11 protein-coding genes are annotated in these 16013 nt (G+C 66.0%); 3 read left to right on the top strand and 8 right to left on the bottom strand.

What is annotated here, in order from left to right; genetic code table 11:
* Positions 1-90 precede the first annotated feature (90 nt).
* Positions 91-1494 carry an MFS transporter gene (locus tag FJQ89_RS03340; protein ID WP_141169037.1) on the top strand — a complete coding sequence of 468 codons (1404 nt, stop codon included), beginning with the start codon at positions 91-93 and terminating at the stop codon, positions 1492-1494.
* Entirely contained in the window at positions 1491-2114 is a 624-nt protein-coding gene (locus tag FJQ89_RS03345) for a glutathione S-transferase family protein (protein ID WP_141169038.1), read from the top strand. Before FJQ89_RS03340 ends, FJQ89_RS03345 begins: the two co-directional genes overlap by 4 nt.
* On the opposite strand, the gene FJQ89_RS03350 is transcribed toward FJQ89_RS03345, so the two are convergent.
* From FJQ89_RS03350 to FJQ89_RS03385, 8 genes are all read right to left on the bottom strand, one after another.
* Positions 2111-3397 carry a DUF445 domain-containing protein gene (locus FJQ89_RS03350; RefSeq protein WP_141169039.1) on the bottom strand — a complete coding sequence of 429 codons (1287 nt, stop codon included), beginning with the start codon at positions 3395-3397 and terminating at the stop codon, positions 2111-2113. The two genes, FJQ89_RS03345 and FJQ89_RS03350, sit on opposite strands and share 4 nt — an antisense overlap.
* A gap of 77 nt (positions 3398-3474) precedes the next feature.
* A complete protein-coding gene (gene bcaP / locus FJQ89_RS03355; RefSeq protein ID WP_071077564.1) occupies positions 3475-4872 on the bottom strand; it encodes a branched-chain amino acid transporter BcaP in 1398 nt (465 codons plus the stop codon).
* 211 nt (positions 4873-5083) lie between these two features.
* On the bottom strand, positions 5084-6871 hold the full coding sequence (locus tag FJQ89_RS03360) for an MFS transporter (RefSeq protein WP_141169040.1): 1788 nt from the start codon (positions 6869-6871) through the stop codon (positions 5084-5086).
* Between the two features lie 50 nt (positions 6872-6921).
* Positions 6922-8016, bottom strand: a complete 1095-nt coding sequence (locus tag FJQ89_RS03365) for an N-acetylglucosamine-6-phosphate deacetylase (RefSeq protein WP_141169041.1) — start codon at positions 8014-8016, stop codon at positions 6922-6924.
* 3 nt (positions 8017-8019) lie between these two features.
* Complete coding sequence (agaR, locus tag FJQ89_RS03370; RefSeq protein WP_243136400.1) at positions 8020-8748, bottom strand: transcriptional repressor AgaR; 729 nt, start codon at positions 8746-8748, stop codon at positions 8020-8022.
* Positions 8749-8821: 73 nt separating this feature from the next.
* Positions 8822-10165 (bottom strand): D-tagatose-bisphosphate aldolase, class II, non-catalytic subunit, encoded by a 1344-nt coding sequence (locus tag FJQ89_RS03375; RefSeq protein ID WP_205704615.1) that lies wholly within the window; start codon positions 10163-10165, stop codon positions 8822-8824.
* The gene (locus FJQ89_RS03380) at positions 10165-11118 is read right to left on the bottom strand and encodes an ROK family protein (protein WP_205704560.1); all 954 of its coding nucleotides are present in this window, start codon (positions 11116-11118) and stop codon (positions 10165-10167) included. The genes FJQ89_RS03375 and FJQ89_RS03380 overlap by 1 nt, the downstream gene beginning before the upstream one ends.
* On the bottom strand, positions 11105-12265 hold the full coding sequence (locus FJQ89_RS03385; RefSeq protein WP_141169043.1) for an AgaS family sugar isomerase: 1161 nt from the start codon (positions 12263-12265) through the stop codon (positions 11105-11107). Before FJQ89_RS03385 ends, FJQ89_RS03380 begins: the two co-directional genes overlap by 14 nt.
* Positions 12266-12612: 347 nt before the next feature.
* On the opposite strand from FJQ89_RS03385, the gene FJQ89_RS03390 reads away from it, so the two are divergent.
* A complete protein-coding gene (locus tag FJQ89_RS03390) occupies positions 12613-15963 on the top strand; it encodes a TIM-barrel domain-containing protein (protein ID WP_141169044.1) in 3351 nt (1116 codons plus the stop codon).
* The last annotated feature ends 50 nt before the right edge of the window (positions 15964-16013 follow it).

Raw genomic sequence — 16013 nt, forward strand, 5'->3', positions numbered from 1 at the left:
TCATCGTTTCAGTTTCGCTCTTAAAAAACGCATTATAGGGGGATGCGGCGTTGTTTTGACGCCGAGTAAAACTATATCGATAGGATCTCCATGTTACTTTCACATAGGCAACTTTGCCTGGTTTTGCTGTGCACCACGCAATTCGTCGCCTTGCTCGATTTCTCCATCACCATGATTCCCCTGCCACAAATCCAGCAAAGTCTGGGCTTTACGCCCGGCGGCCTGCAATGGGTGATCAATGCGTATGGCGTGGCCATCGCCGGCTTCCTGCTGCTGGGCGGGCGCGCGGCCGACATGTTCGGCCGCCGCCGCGTCTTTCTCATGGGCGTGGTCCTGTTTACGGCGGCGTCCCTGCTGGGCGGCTTTGCGCACAGCCCGGCCATGCTGGTGGCCACGCGCGCGCTGCAGGGCTTTGGCGCCGCCATGTTTTCGCCGGCCGCATTCTCCCTGCTGCTGGCCGTGTTTCCCGAACCGTCCCGGCGCAACCGGGCGCTGGGTGCCTGGACGGCCGTGGCGGCCAGCGGCTTTGTCGCGGGCCTGATCCTGGGCGGCTTCATCACGGATATGCTGGGCTGGCGCTGGGTGCTGTGGATTAATGTGCCCGTCGGCTTGCTGGTGCTGGCGCTGTCGCCGGCCTTGCCCCTGGGCCGGCCCGATGCCGATACCGCTGCGGCTGGCGGCACCCTCGACGTGTGGGGCGCGCTGCTGGTGGCGTCAGGCGCGGCAACGCTGGTGTTTGCCTTTGCCAATAGCGAGCATGTGGGACTGGCGCATCCGTTCACTTTTGCCCTGCTTGCGCTTGCGCTGGCCTTGCTGGCGCTGTTCGTGTGGGTGGAGGGACGCGTTGCCGCGCCGCTGATGCCGCTGGCCGTGTTCCGGCGCCGCTCCACGGGCGGCGCGAATATCGTGTCCCTGCTGGCCAATATGGCCCTGGGCCCTACCTTTGTCGTGGTGGCGCTGGCCATGCAGGAAGTGCTGGCGTTTTCCGCCACGCGCACGGGACTGGGCTTGCTGCCGATGGCCGTCGCCTTTACCCTGGCCAGCGCCTGGGCCGGACCGGCGCTGATCGCCCGCTGCGGCACCAAGCCCGTCATCGTCGGCGGCATGCTGCTGTTCATCGGCGGCCTGGCCCTGCTGGGCGCGTCGCTGGCCACGCTCGCCTCGTGGGGCTTTGCCATCCTGCCAGGCAGCGTACTGGCCGGCATCGGCTATGGCCTGGCGTTTCCCGCCTGGACCGTGGCCGGCATCGATGGCGTGCCGGAAGCGGACCATGGCCTGGCGGGCGGCATGCTGACCACCACCCAGGAAGTCGGATCGGCCGTCGGCCTGGCCGTGGGCGTGGCTGTCAGCATTGCCGTGCTGGCAGGCGGCGGAACGGCCGCACAAGGCTACAGCGCCGCCATCCTCGTTTCCGCCTGCCTGGTGGCAGCGGGCCTGGCATGCGCCATCGCCATCCTGCCCGGCAAGGCCGCGCGGCAGGAGGCGGCAGCATGATGGAACTCTACACCGACAGCTCGCCGAACGGTTTCAAAGCCACGATTGCGCTGGCCGAACTGGGCTTGCCGTACCGGCTGCGCCATGTGCGCATCGAACAGGGCGAGCACCGGCTGCCCGCCTTCCTGGCCCTCAATCCGCATGGGCGCATTCCCGTGCTGGTCGATCTCGACACGGGCATCGCCGTGTTCGAGTCGGCCGCCATCCTACTGTACCTGGCCGAGAAAACGGGGCGCTTGCTGCCCGCGCAGCCGCAGCAGCGCTGGGCCGCCATCACCTGGCTGGCCTTCCACGCGGCCAGCATGGGGCCGATGCTGGGCCAGCGCGTGCATTTCGAGATTGCGCAAGGGGGCGCAAATGCGGCCGCCACGGCGCATTTTCGCCAATTGAGCGAGGCCGCGCTGGCCACCATGGATGGCCGCCTGGCGGGCAACGCCTATCTGGCCGGCGACGAATATTCCATCGCCGACATCGCCAGCTTTGGCTGGCTGCATATCGCGCAGCTGGTCGGCTTTGATTTTTCCGCCTGGCCGCACGTGGGCGCCTGGTATGCCCGCGTGGCGGCTCGCCCGGCCGTGCAGCTGGGTGTCACGCTTCCCGCGCCCGCCACCGGCGCTTAAAACGCCTGGCTGACTGAATAAATCAGCAAGCCGGCCAGGCCGCCCACGATGGTGCCGTTGATGCGGATGAATTGCAGGTCGCGCCCGATGGCCAGTTCGATGCGCTCGCTCATTTCGTCCTTGCTCCACAGGTCCAGGCGGGCGGCGATGAAGGCGCCCACTTCGCCCCGGTAGCGGCGCACCAGCGACCCGCTGCCGGCGACGATGGCGTCGTTCAGCCATGCCCGCGCAGCTTTGTCCTCGCCCAGCACCTTGCCCGTGTTGCGCGCCAGGCTGGCGATGGCTTGCGCCAGCACGGGCCGGTCCGCGTGCAGGTCGGCCAGCAGGCGCGTGCGGATGTTGTTCCAGACGTCGCCCAGCATGGCTTGCACGGTATCGCTGGCGATCAGCTGCAGCTGGTAGTGGCGCACCGTCTCTTGCCAGTGCGGATCGGCTTTCAGGTGCAAGGCGCTGTCGGCGATCCAGCCGGCGATGCGCTGGCGTAGCGGGTGCTGCGCATCGACGCGCACGGCGACGGCAAACTTTTGCAGCGAGGCGATCATGCGCGGCTCATACGCTTTCACGGCTTTTTTCACCAGCGCGTTCTCGATCTGGAAGGCACCCAGCACGAAGTCGCCGATGGCGGCGTGATGTGCCTCGTCATCCAGGTAGGCGGCGCTGCGGTCGAGCAGGAAGTCCAGCAGTTCCTGCGGCTTGCCGTCGGCGATCAGCGCGTCGAGGCAGTCGGCCGCCACTTCCGACAAATTCAGTTGGCCCAGGTAGTTGCTGGCCTGGTCACGCAGCAGGCGGCCCAGTGTGTCGTGGTCGGCCATCGCCAGCAGCTGTTTCACCACGCCGGCGCTGGCCATGCCCAGTTGCTGCGCGTGGAGCTCGTCACTGAGCCAGTCTTTCATGCGCGCGGCGGGGTCGGCTTGCACGATGCGCTCGGCGATGCCTTGTTCGGTAATGAAATGGTTTTCCACGAAGGCGCCCAGGCTGCGGCCGATGTCCGCCTTGCTGTTCGGGATGATGGCCGTATGCCACAAGGGGATGCCCAGCGGGTGGCGGAACAGGGCGACCACGGCGAACCAGTCGGCGATCGCCCCCACCATCGCCGCTTCGGCGAATGCTTCCACATAGCCCCAGGCGGGGTGGCCGCCGCGCTGCGAGCGGGCCACGGCAAACACCAGCGCGGCGAGCAGCAGCAGGCCGACGGCCAGCCACTGCATGTTGCGCAGGCGCGCGCGCTTGAGCTGGTCCGTGCTCTGGTCCAGTTGTGCGATGAGGTCGGGGGAAGGTTGCATGGATGGCGGCCTGCGGTGGTTGCGAGACCGCCATCTTAACTGCGGCAGCGACAGGAGGTGTCGCTGCACGGGACTTTTTACTGCGGCGGGTGCAGCAGCGAACGGCGGCGCGCGTAGCCGAAGTAGATGACCAGGCCGATCACCAGCCAGATGGTAAAGGCCATCCAGGTGACCCAGCTGAGGAAAGTCATCAGGCCCACGCACAGGATCACGGCCAGCGCCGGCACATACGGCACGCCGGGGCAGCGGAAGGCGCGCGGCAGGTCAGGGCGCTTCTTGCGCAGCACCACCACGGCAATCGACACCATGGTGAAGGCGGCCAGGGTGCCAATGTTGATCAGTTCGGCGAGGATGTTGAGCGGGATCACGGCGGCGATCAGGCCGAAGACGATGCCCACCAGCCAGGTGGCGAAGAACGGCGTGTGGAAGCGCGGATGCACGGTCGACAGGCGCTTGGGCAGCAAGCCGTCGCGCGACATGGCGAAGATGATGCGCGTCTGGCCGAAGGCCATCACCAGGATCACGGTGGTCATGCCGAGGATGGCGCCCAGGTCGACGAAGCCGGCGATCCAGTTTTCACCCGCATATTGCAGGGCCAGCGAGACGGGATGGTCGACGCCGAGGAATTTCTGGTACGGCACGATGCCCGTCATGATGGCCGAGACCACCACGTACAGCACGGCGCACACGGCCAGCGAGCCGATGATGCCGATCGGCAAGTCGCGCGACGGCTTCTTGACTTCCTCGGCGGCCGAGGTGACGGCGTCAAAGCCGATGAAGGCGAAGAAGACGAGGGCGGCGGCGCTCAGCATGCCGTGGTAGCCGAACGGCATGTAAGGCTGCCAGTTGGCCGGCTGCACGTGGCGCGCGCCGAAGATGATGAACAGCAGCACCACGCCCACCTTGATGGCCACCATGATGTTGTTCAGGCGCGCCGATTCGCGCACGCCCCAGCCCAGCATGGCCGTCAGCAGCAGCATGATGACCAGGGCCGGCAGGTTGATGAAGGTCGTCACGCCGGGCAGGGCGCCCGGCGCGGCCGTCAGGGCCGCAGGCAGGGTGATGCCAAAGCCCGCCAGCAGCGACTGGAAGTAGCCGGACCAGCCGACGGAGACGGCGGCCGCTGCCAGGCCGTACTCAAGCAGCAAGTCCCAGCCTATCATCCAGGCGGCCAGCTCGCCCAGAGTCGCATAGCTGTAGGTGTAGATGGAGCCGGCCACCGGTACGGTGGAGGCAAATTCCGCATAGCACAGGGCGGCGAAGCAGCAGGCAACGGCGGCCACGACGAACGACAGCGACAGGGCGGGGCCGGCCGTCAGCGCGCCCGTGCCGGTGAGCACGAAAATGCCCGTGCCGACGATGGCGCCTATGCCCATGAGGACAAGGTCGAACGGTCCCAGCACCTTGGCCAGTCCTCCCGGCTTCTTGCTGTGGGCGATCATGTCATCCAAATTCTTGGTTCTAAATAAGCTCACTGTGTCTCCTGGTGGTTTTTGTCATGGCGCCATTGCCGCCTCGTGAGTAGCACGACGCAGCCAGATTCTAGCCCACACGCCCTTGATTCCAGAAGGAAAACTGTACAGTGCCGTGTGCGCCAGCCCCGTAAACTTGCAAAGCAGGCAAAAAAACAGCCCCGGACGGTGGTCCGGAGCTGGAAAGGAGATTGCTACAAATGGTTACTTTGGTTTACTTTGAAAAGTGCGCTTCAATTTCTTCCAACGTCTTGCCCTTGGTTTCCGGCAGCAGGAAGGCCGCGGCCAGGAAATACAGCACGGTGCAGCCGGCGCCGAAGAAGAACAGCGTGGAGTAGCCGTGCAAGCCCACCGTCGGCAGGAAGATGGCGGCGATCACCGTCGAGACGAACTGGTTCACCAGCAGCGCGATACTCATGCCGTTCGAGCGGATACGCGTCGGCATCAGTTCGGACAGGGCCAGCCACACGCATACGCCCGGCCCCACGGCAAAGCTGGAAACGAACACGCAGATGGCAATCGCCACCAGCCAGCCGTGCGAGGACGAGGGCACGGGACCCAGGCTGGCCTTCTCGATGCGCAGCGGCGCCTCGCGCCCGGCGGCCGGGTCGGCGAACGGGTTCAGGTGCAGCCTGCGGAAGAACACGCCGATCACGCTGTCGCCCTGCACGGCGTCGTCGCGCGCGATGGACACCTGGCGCAGCACGGGGTCGTCGCTGCGCAGGCTTTTCACGTTGGTGAAGGGGCCGTAGGCGTAGGCGATGGTCAGCTGCTGCGGCGTGCCGTCGGCCGCCGCGCCCAGGACCGTCAAGGTGGGCGCATCGAGCTGCAGGGTCAGGCCATCGGCTTGTACCTGGGCGGCGATGGCGGGACGCACATCGGCCAGGTGCGCTTCGGCGCTGCGGAACAGCAGCCCGGCCGCCAGCAGCGAGACGACGATGCCGCCCGTGCCCAGCATCAGCAGGAATTTGCGGCCCTTGCGGTCGACCAGCAGCACGGCCACCACCGTCATCACGGCATTGAGTACTTTCAATAACACGTCCGCCATGTTGGCCGAGGCGCCCGACAGGCCCGCCTGGTTCAAGATATTGACGACATAGGCGAGGATGGAATTGATGCCCGTCGCCTGCGTGCAGGCGAGGATCAGGCAAGCGAGCAGGAAGGGCAGCACGTAGCGGCGGCTCAGCAGCGGATCCCTGGCCTTGCCGCTGATCTTGGCCGCGTTTTCCGGCGTGTCTTGCATCTCGCGCAGTTCGATGTCGGCGGCGGCGGGCAGGCGCGTGCGCAGCAGCGACTGGCGCGCCTGCTCGATGCGGCCCCGTTGCGCCAGCCAGCGCGGCGATTCGGCCAGCAGCAGGGCGCCGATGGTAAACACCAGGCCCGGCGTCAAACAGACCCAGAAGATGCTGCGCCAGGCGTGGTCCTTGGCCGTGAAGATGGCGGCGATGCGGCCCGCTTCCGGCAAGGCTTGCGCCGCCTGCGTGGCCGTTTCCACCGTCTGCGCCTGCTGCAGGCCGATCAGGGCGGCGGCCACCAGGCCGATGGTCAGCAGCAGCTGGAACAGGGCCGCACCGCGTCCGCGCTGTTGCGCGGGCAGGCATTCGGCCAGGTACAGGGGCACGACGACGCCGATCAAGCCGCCGCTGATGCCTTGCAGCAGGCGGCCCAGCAGCAGCGGCGTGTAGCCGTCGGCCAGGGCGATCAGCGGGATGCTGGCGCTGAACAGGGCGCCGGCCAGGAACATCACCCAGCGCCGGCCGAGGATATCGGCCAGGGCGCCGGCGAACAGCGAAGACAGGACTGAGCCCAATAGCACGGCGGCGACGATAAAGCTCAGCTGCTGGGCCGTCAGTTTCCAGGCCACGGAGGCCGTCGATTCCAGGTAGGGAAGGGCGCCGGCGATGATGCCGATGTCTATGCCATACAGCAATCCCCCCATGCCGGCAATAAATAGCAGGTAGCGCATGGCCCACACGGGGGCCTTGTGTGAAGTGTCGTGCATGGTAACTCCGGGACGGGGTTGAGGTTGGGGGCTGGGTCTAGAGACTGAATCTAGCGGGTGGAAAGATCGATGGCCGCGCCTTCGACGAAGACGGACACTGGCTGTAATTGGGGATCGAGGACGACGATATCGGCCCAGGCGCCCGGCGCCAGGCGGCCCCGTGCGGATTCGCCCAGGTAATCGGCCGGGTATAGCGACAAGCGGTTCGAGGCGTCGGCCAGGTCCAGTCCCAGTTCGACGAAATTGCGCAGGGCCTGGTCCATGGTCAGCACGCTGCCGGCCAGCGAGCCCGTGGCCAGGCGCACGCAGCCCAGGCATTTGTAGACGCGCTGCGTGCCCAGGCCGTATTCGCCATCGGGCATGCCGGTGGCCGAGGTGGCGTCCGTCACGCCATACAGGCGCGGGATGGCGCGCAGGGCCGCGCGCAGGGCTCCCTTGGCCACGTGCTGCAGGTCGGGGATGATTTCCGCGTATTCGGCATGCGCCAGCGCCGCGCCCACCATGCCGGGGTCGTAGTGCGTCATGCCCGTCATGCCGTTGTACAGGTGGGTAAAACCGGAGACGCCGGCTTTCAGGGCCGCCACGCCTTCGTCATACGTGCCGGCGCTGTGGCCGATCTGCACGCGGATGCCCATCGCCGCCAGTTGCGGAATCAGTTCCAGGTGGCCGGGGATTTCCGGCGCCATGGTGAGTACCTTGATGGGCGCGATGGCGTGGAAGCGCTGCACCAGCGCCAGGCTCGCTTGCACCACGTCGGGCGGCTGCGCGCCCAGGCGGTGCAAGTTCAAAAACGGGCCTTCCAGGTGCACGCCCAGCATGCGCGCGCCGTTGGCCGGACGCTCGGCGATGACGCCGGCCAGGCCTTGCAGGGCGCGCAGGATCGACGGCTCCTTCGCCGTCAGGGTGGTGCCCAGGAGGGCCGTGGTGCCGTGGCGCGCGTGCACCTGCGCCACGCTGGCGCCCGCGTTGCCGCCTTCCATGATGTCGACGCCGGCCGCGCCGTGCACGTGCAGGTCGATAAAGCCGGGCAAAATGGTCAGCGCGCTGTCGGCGGCAGGGTCTTCTTGTATCTGGACGATGCGCTGGTCAAAAGTGATGGTGCCCGTGATCCAGCCAGATGGGGTAAGGATTCTGCCGCTCAGCATGTGTTATTCCGCTATAAAAAGTTCGATGCCCAGCTTTTGCAGCCCTTCGCGGTACTCCTGGCTGATGCTGGCATCGGTGATGACGGTATCGACGCGGTCCAGCTGCACGATGCGGTGCAGGCTGACGCGGCCGAACTTCGAGGCGTCCGTGAGGACGATGATTTTCTTCGCCCGTTCCACCATCTTGTGGTTCAGGCTTGCTTCCGCTTCGTGGTGGGTGGTGACGCCAAATTGCAGGTCGAAGCCATCCACGCCCAGAAACAGCTTGTCGAAGCTGTAGGCTTGCAAACAGGTTTCGGCCTGGCTGCCCTGGATCGACAGCGACTGCTTGCGCAGCAGGCCGCCCGTCAGGATCAGGTCCACGCCGGGCGCATCGGCCAGTTCCCAGGCGATATTGAGGCCATTCGTGGCCACCGTTACGCCCGTCGCGTCGCGCAGATGGCGCGCCAGAGAGATGGTGGTGGTGCCCGAGTCGATGATGATGTTATCGCCCGGCTCCACCAGCCGCGCCGCATAGGCGCCGATGCGCTCCTTTTGCTCGTGGTTGATGGCATCCTTCTGGCGTATCGTGTGCTCGGGTGGCGGCGTGCGCGTCAGGGTCGCGCCGCCGTGGCTGCGCGTGGCCATGCCTTGCGCTTCCAGCGCATTCAAGTCGCTGCGGATGGTGACCGCGGACACGCCGAGCTTTTCCACCAGATCGGTCACTTGCACCGAGCCCTGCTGGGTAAGCATTTGGAGGATGGATTCACGGCGTTGGCTGGTATTTCGCATGGTGGCGGGCTCAGTAAAAATGAAAATATCGAGCTTAACAGATTGCCGCTTCGGCAACGACGGGGACGGCCGTATTGCGGTTGCAGGCGCGCGCATATTGCGCCAGCAAGCTGCCGATCTTGTGCTCGATCAGGGCCGGTGCCTCGGCTGCCAGGCTGCCCTGCACCACGGCCAGGTACTGTTCCGGCAAATGCTGGCTCAGCAGCGGCAGCGGAATCGTCAGGGCGTCCAGGTTGGCCAGCAGCTTGTCGAAGGTGGCCGCCACTTCCGGCTCGCCCCAGTAATAGCGGCAACGGTCGCTCAAACCGTAGCGGCGCATCAGACGCTGTTCTTGCGGCGTGCCCAGGTAATGCTTGATCCAGTGCTTCGGCTTGGCCAGCATCACATCGTCGAGTACCTGCATCAGTTGCGAAGTGGCGTGCGCCGGCAGCAGTTCCTGCTCGATCTGGCACAGCGCGTACAGCGCCTCGCGCAGGGCGAAAGTGGCGGCCGGCCCCACTTTCAGGATGGCGAAATGGTCGCGCACCATGGCGTGCAGGGCCGATTCGCGCTGGTAGTCGGTGGAATGGGCTTCGAACACAAGGCCAGGCTGCTCGGCCACGAAGGCCGACAGTTCGGCGGCCGCCAGCGCATCGTAATGCTGGATGCTGCTCTGGTCGAAATCGACGCCAGGCTGCACCACTATGGCGATGACGCGGCGCCAGGCGCCATGCAGGTCGTTATCGAGGAAGGCGCGGCGGTGCACGTCCAGCGTGCGGCGCGCGGCCTGCGGGCTGGTGACGGCGCCAGCTTGTGCCAGCGATGCTTCACCGCCGGGTATCGGCACTTCCGTGCCGATCACGTAGACGGGCGGCGCGAAGCCGGCGGCGGCAGCCGCCGCTTCGGCGACGAGGCACAGGCGCGCCGAGCGGGCGGCCACGGTTTCATCGTCGAGCTGCAGTGGATCGTCGGCACAGCGCATGCTGCAATCGAGGTGGATTTTATGGAAACCGGCCGCCGCATACGCGGCGATCAGGGTCTCGGCGTGGGCCATGGCGGTGGCCGCATCGAGGTGCTGCCAGGCGTTCGGGCCAAGATGGTCGCCGCCCAGCACCAGGCGGCTGGCGGGGAAACCCTGTTCGCGCGCCAGTGCCAGCATGGTGTCGCGGAAAACTGCCGGCGTCATGCCCGTGTAGCCGCCGAACTGGTCGACCTGGTTCGAGGTCGCTTCGACCAGCAGCACGGTGTCGTACTCGCTGGCCACGCGCATGGCGGCGCGCAGCACGCTCGGGTGGCTGCAGCACACGGCGTACAGTCCCACGCGTTCGCCGCGGCGGTGCGCCTTGATCACTTGCTGGATCGGGGACAGGGTAAAGGTCGGGTTTTCCACTTGCTTCATCATGTTGACGCCTTCGTATGTTGTCGTATCAAAAGGGCCGCGCCGCGCGCGCCGCCGGCGTCGCCAAAGCGGGGCGGCAAAATGGGCGGCACGTGGACGCCGGGAAACAAATGGCGCTTCACGGCGGCCGGCAGCTTGTCGTACAGGTGCGGCAGCTTGGACAGGCCGCCGCCGAGCACGATGACGTGCGGGTCGTAGGCCAGCACCAGGCCGGCCAGCGCGTGGCCCAGCACGTCGAGGTGCACGGCCACCGTGCGCTGGGCCACGGCGTCGCCCATGTTGGCACGGGCGACGATGGCCAGCGGTTCGGCGCCGTCGCCGCCAAAGTGCGCGTGGATTTTGCGCATGGCGGGGCCGGAGACATAGCGTTCCAGGCAGCCCGTCTTGCCGCACGGGCAGGCGTATTCGGCCAGGCCATGCTGCGCCAGCAGGGTGGCGGGCAGGCTCCAGTGGCCCCATTCGCCGGCCACGCCGTTAAAGCCGCGCAGCAGCTGGCCGCCCACGCAATAGCCGCCGCCGGCGCCCGTGCCGAGAATGGCGCCGAACATGCTGGCGGCATTGTCGGCCGCGCCGCCTTGCGCTTCCGACAGGGCGAAGCACTGGCAATCGTTGCCGATGGCGACAGGGCGCTGCAAGGCTTGCTGCAGGGTTTGCGCCACGAGGCGGCCGTTCAGGGCCGGCACGTTGGAGCTCAGTTGCCGGCCGCTGGCGCTGTCGATCACGCCGGGTAAACCGATGCCGACAGGCGCTGTCGTGCCCAGGGCCGCGTCGCCGCGCGCCACCAGGTCGACGATGGCCTGCACGAAGGCGGCAAAATCGTCGCCCGGCGTGGCCACCCGTTCGCGGAACACCTCGGCCAGCGCGCCGTCGCGGTCGGCAAAGGCGACCAGCTCCATCTTGCTGCCGCCGATGTCGATGCCGTGAAAGCCCTGGATGGAATTAGAATTGGTCATGGCCATAGATGGTAACGCCCTGCACGACACGGTTGACGATGCCGCCGGCGAATGGATTGTCGGGGCGCAGTTGCAGCAGCGCGGACTGGTGCAGCGCATATTGCTGCGCCATCAGCAGCCACAGCGGGGCCAGCCAGGCGTCGGGCCAGGCTGGCGCGTCGGCCGACAAGTTGGCAGATAAGTTGGCAGATAAGTCGCCGCCGATGCCCACCGTCAGGCAGCGCTGCGCCACGCTGTCGCGCTGCAGTTCTTTCAATAGGTCGTCTTCGTACTGGCGCGCCAAGGGCTTGCTGCTGCGCAGCAGGATCACCAGGGACTCCGTGGTGACGGCCGATTTCGGGCCGTGACGGAAACCCAGCGCGGTATTCGCCATCGCCATCACGCGGCCACCCGTCAATTCCAGGATTTTCAGGGCCGCTTCCTTGGCCAGCGCTTCCAGCGGGCCGCTGCCCAGGTAGACCACGCGCTGTACGGGTGTCGAGCCCAGCTCCGCCACAGGCGCCGACCAGTCGCGCAACGCTTGTTCGCCCAGCTGCGCCAGGGTCTCCAGGCGCGTCAAGTCGACGTCCTGGCCCAGTACCGACAGGGCCGCCAGCAGCATGCTGCTAAAGCTGCTGGTCATGGCGAAGCCGCGGTCGCAGCTGCCTTCCGGCATCAGCAAGTTATACGTATTGCTGTCATTGGCACCCTGGCGCGCCAGCTTGCCATCGGCGTTGCAAGTGATGTTCAGGAAGCGCGCGCCGGGCACGACCTGGCGCAGCAGTTCCACGGCCGCCAGGCTTTCCGGGCTGTCGCCGCTGCGGGCAAACGAGACGAGCAGGGTAGGCGCATGCGCTTCCAGGTACAGCTCGTGGTGCGTCAGCAAAGTTGTGGTGGCGATGGCGCGGATCTGCGCTGGCCAGGCCGCATTCAGGGTGTCGGCGACGATTTCGCCCACGTAGGCCGAGCTGCCGGCACCCGTCAGGATGACGCGTTGCGCAGGATTGGACAGCGCGTCGCCGAGGAAGGCGGCCAGGCCGGCTTGTTGCTTGCGCAAGATGCCGGCCAGCGCGCGCCAGATGGCCGGCTGGTGGGCGATTTCCTCGGCCGTGTGCAGGCCGCCGATGTCGCGCCAGGTTTGAATGTCACGCTGAAGAAGGGTAGTCATGGAGTGTCAGTAAAGTGTTTGTTGGAGAAAGCATAAATACTAAATTTCGAAAAGTCAAATACGAAAGTAAAACGAAAGTAAATAGTTGCATGACTTGCGAAATAATGTCGTTTTATCCCCATCCAATCGTGTTGCGGTGCCGCATGAAACCGTGTGGCGCTGCCGCCTGTCGCTGAAATGCGACGATAACGAAAGTATGTTTTGTGACTTTTTGGTGAAACGTAAGAAAAATGCGCCAATTCTGGGCATTTTATTAATAAATTGGCGCTTTAACTTTCTTTTGATTGACGATATTTATTTTTCTTCTTAAAGTATTTCCATCACTTCGATTTTCTGAAAGCCGCCAGATGAAACCTCTCCCGCTTCCCCGCCGCGCCCTTGCCGCCTGTGTCCTCGCCGCCCTCGCCACATTGGCCGCGCCGGGCGTGCAGGCCGCGCCTGTCGGCAACCTGACCAGCCTGAGTGCCGTGCATGCGGCCGACGTGGCCAAGGGCGAGGCACTGGCCTGGGATCTGCGCAGCGACACAGGCATGCAGCTGCGTATCAGCCTGCCGCAGGCCGACGTGCTGCGCATTCAGGCGGGCGGCAAGGCCGGCTTGACGGGGCCGGGCGACAAGGCCGCGCCCATCGTCGTCGGCCAGCCTGCCGCGCAGGTGGCGTACCAGATCAATGAACAGCCCGACCATATCCTGATCAGCACCGATGCCCTGAACTTGCGCATCGACCGCAAGCCCTTGCGCTTTACCTTGTACCGCAAGGGCGACCTGGTGCCGCTGTGGCGCGAAGTGCAGCCGCTGTCGCTCGACGACAAGCAGGGCGTGCAAGTGCTATCGAGCCTGCCGGTCGAGCGTTACTTTGGCGGCGGCCAGCAAAATGGCCGCTTCGAATTCAAGGGCAAGCAGGTGCCCGTGTCGTACTCGGGCGGCTGGGAAGAGGGCGACCGGCCGAACCCCGCGCCATTTTTGATGAGCTCACGCGGATGGGGCATGCTGCGCAATACCTGGTCCGACGGCAATTACGATTTGCGCGACAAGGAGCAGATCTCGCTGCAGCACGCGGAAGGCCGCTTCGACGCCTATTTCTTTGTCGGCAAGGACCTGCGCGACGTCGTCGCCCGCTATACGGACTTGACGGGCCGCGCGCGCATGCTGCCACGCTGGGCGCTGGAATACGGCGACGCCGATTGCTATAACGATGGCGATAACGTCAAGAAGCCCGGTTCCGTGCCGAAAGGCTGGACCGATGGCCCGACGGGCAAGACGCCGGATGTGGTGGAAAGCGTGGCGCGCCAGTACCGCGAGCACGACATGCCGGGCGGCTGGATTCTGCCCAACGACGGCTACGGCTGCGGCTACACGAATTTGCCGGAAACGGTGAAGGGCCTGGCCGGCTATGGCTTCCGCACGGGCCTGTGGACGGAAAACGGCGTCGACAAGATCGCCTGGGAAGTGGGCCAGGCAGGCAGCCGCGTGCAAAAGCTGGACGTGGCGTGGACGGGCAAGGGCTATCAGTTCGCCATGGACGCAAACAAGTCGGCCTATGACGGCATCCTGAATAACTCCGACAGCCGGCCATTTTTGTGGACGGTAATGGGCTGGGCCGGCATCCAGCGCTACGCCGTGGCGTGGACGGGCGACCAGAGCGCCAGCTGGGACTACATCCGCTGGCATATCCCGACCCTGATCGGCTCGGGCCTGTCCGGCCAGGCGTATGCGTCCGGCGACGTCGATGCGATCTTCGGCGGCAGCCCGGAAACCTATCTGCGCGACTTGCAGTGGAAAAGCTTTACGCCCGTCCTGATGGGCATGTCCGGCTGGGCTGCGGCCGAGCGCAAGCATCCGTGGTGGTTCGAGCAGCCGTACCGTGACATCAACCGCCGCTATCTGAAGCTCAAGATGCGCCTGACGCCGTATATGTATACGCTGGTGCGCGAAGCGGAGCAATCGGGCGCGCCGCTGGTGCGCGGCCTGATGTGGGATTACCCGCAAGACCCGGCCGCCTACACGGAAGCCTATAAATACCAGTTCCTGCTGGGGCGCGACGTGCTGGTGGCGCCCGTCTACCGCAGTCAGGCCGTCAGCGGCGGCTGGCGCAAAGGCATCCACCTGCCGCAGGGTACGTGGTACGACTACTGGGATGGCCGCCAGGCCACGGCGGACGCGAAGGGGCGTGACCTCGATATGCAGGTGACGCTCGACAAGCTGCCCGTGTTCGTGCGCGCCGGCGCCATCCTGCCCATGTATCCGGAAATGCTGTACGACGGCCAGAAGCCGAAGGATCAGCTGACCCTCGACATCTACCCGCACGGCGAGTCCGACTACACCCTGTATGAAGACGACGGCAACACGCGCCAGTACCAGGGCGGCGCCTTCAGCCAGCAAGTCATCCGCATGCGCCAGACGGGCGCCGATGTGCAGGTCGACATCGGCGCCGTCGATGGCCAGTACCAGGGCCAGGAAGCGCGCCGCGGCTATGCGCTGCGCATGCTGGCGGGCCAGGCACCGGCCGCCGTGCGCGCTGGCGAACGGATGATCGCGGCAGTGGGCGAGCGCGCCGCCTACGACAAGGCGGTCGAAGGCTGGTATTTCGACGCGGCAGACCGGCAAGGCACCCTGCACGTGAAAGTGGCGGCGCAGGATATCCGCCAGGCCTTGATGCTGCGGGTCGCCGGTGCGCTGGCCGTGGCGAGAATCGACGCCGACTTCCCCGCCGCCCCCGTGCCGGGACGCGCCTTGCCGGCCGACGCCATGCAGGTGGTGGCGCGTCCTGCCGAAGAAAACGGCTATCCGCTGGAAAACGCCTTCGATGGCAAGCCGGAGACCTGGTTCCGCACCGTGCGCAGCCCGTCCGTGAAAAGCGGCCCGCACGAATGGGTGATCGGCTTTACGGAGCGGCGCCTGGTGGACGGCATCGAACTGGCGCCGCGCAACGACCAGCACTGGAAACATGGCCAGGTGCGCGACTATGAAATCTACATCGGCGACAACAACGGCGAATGGGGCGCGGCGCTTGCGCGCGGCACCCTCAAACTGCAGGAAGGCAGGCAGACGATCAATTTCCCCGCCACGGCCGGGCGCTTGCTGCGCTTCCGCGTCATGAGCACGCAAAATCCGGAAGGCGATGGCGCCGCGTCCCTGGACCCGATGGTGACGGCGGCGCAGGCAGGGCCGGTGGCGCGCGCGTACGACGCCGCGCTGGCGACCGACGTGGCGCCTGTCACCCTGTCCGAATTCCGCGTGCTCGAGCACCGCGTGGCCGAAGGCGAGGAGGTGCAGCGCTATCTGTCGGACCTGGTGCTGCCGAAGAACGTCGCGAAAGATCGGCCAGCCGGCAAGGCGGCCGAGATGCGCATGAACGGGCTGTGGTTCCGCAAGGGCCTCGGCGTGGGACCGGCCAGCCGCATCGACTTGCAGCTGGCGGGCAACTGGAATCTGCTGCGCGCCGACCTGGGCGTGGACGATAGCTGCCGCAGCGCGGGCGGCTTGCAATTCCAGGTCTGGAGCGGTGAGCGGCTGCTGTATGACAGCGGGCTGGTCACGGCTCCCGGGGTGGTCAAACCCGAAATCGATGTGCGCGGCCTGAGCCAGCTCAGTTTGCGCACCCTGGGTGCGCGCGGCGCCCACCCGGCCCAGGTCTGCGGTAACTGGGCCAACGCCGTGTTGACCGGCACGGAAGGCGCGACAGTCAAGCCGCGCTAAGCAATCAATCATTTCACTAAAAAAGAGCCCCTCTTCGGACCGGGGAGGGG

This window comes from Janthinobacterium tructae (assembly GCF_006517255.1).
Classification (GTDB): Bacteria; Pseudomonadota; Gammaproteobacteria; order Burkholderiales; family Burkholderiaceae_D; genus Janthinobacterium; species Janthinobacterium tructae.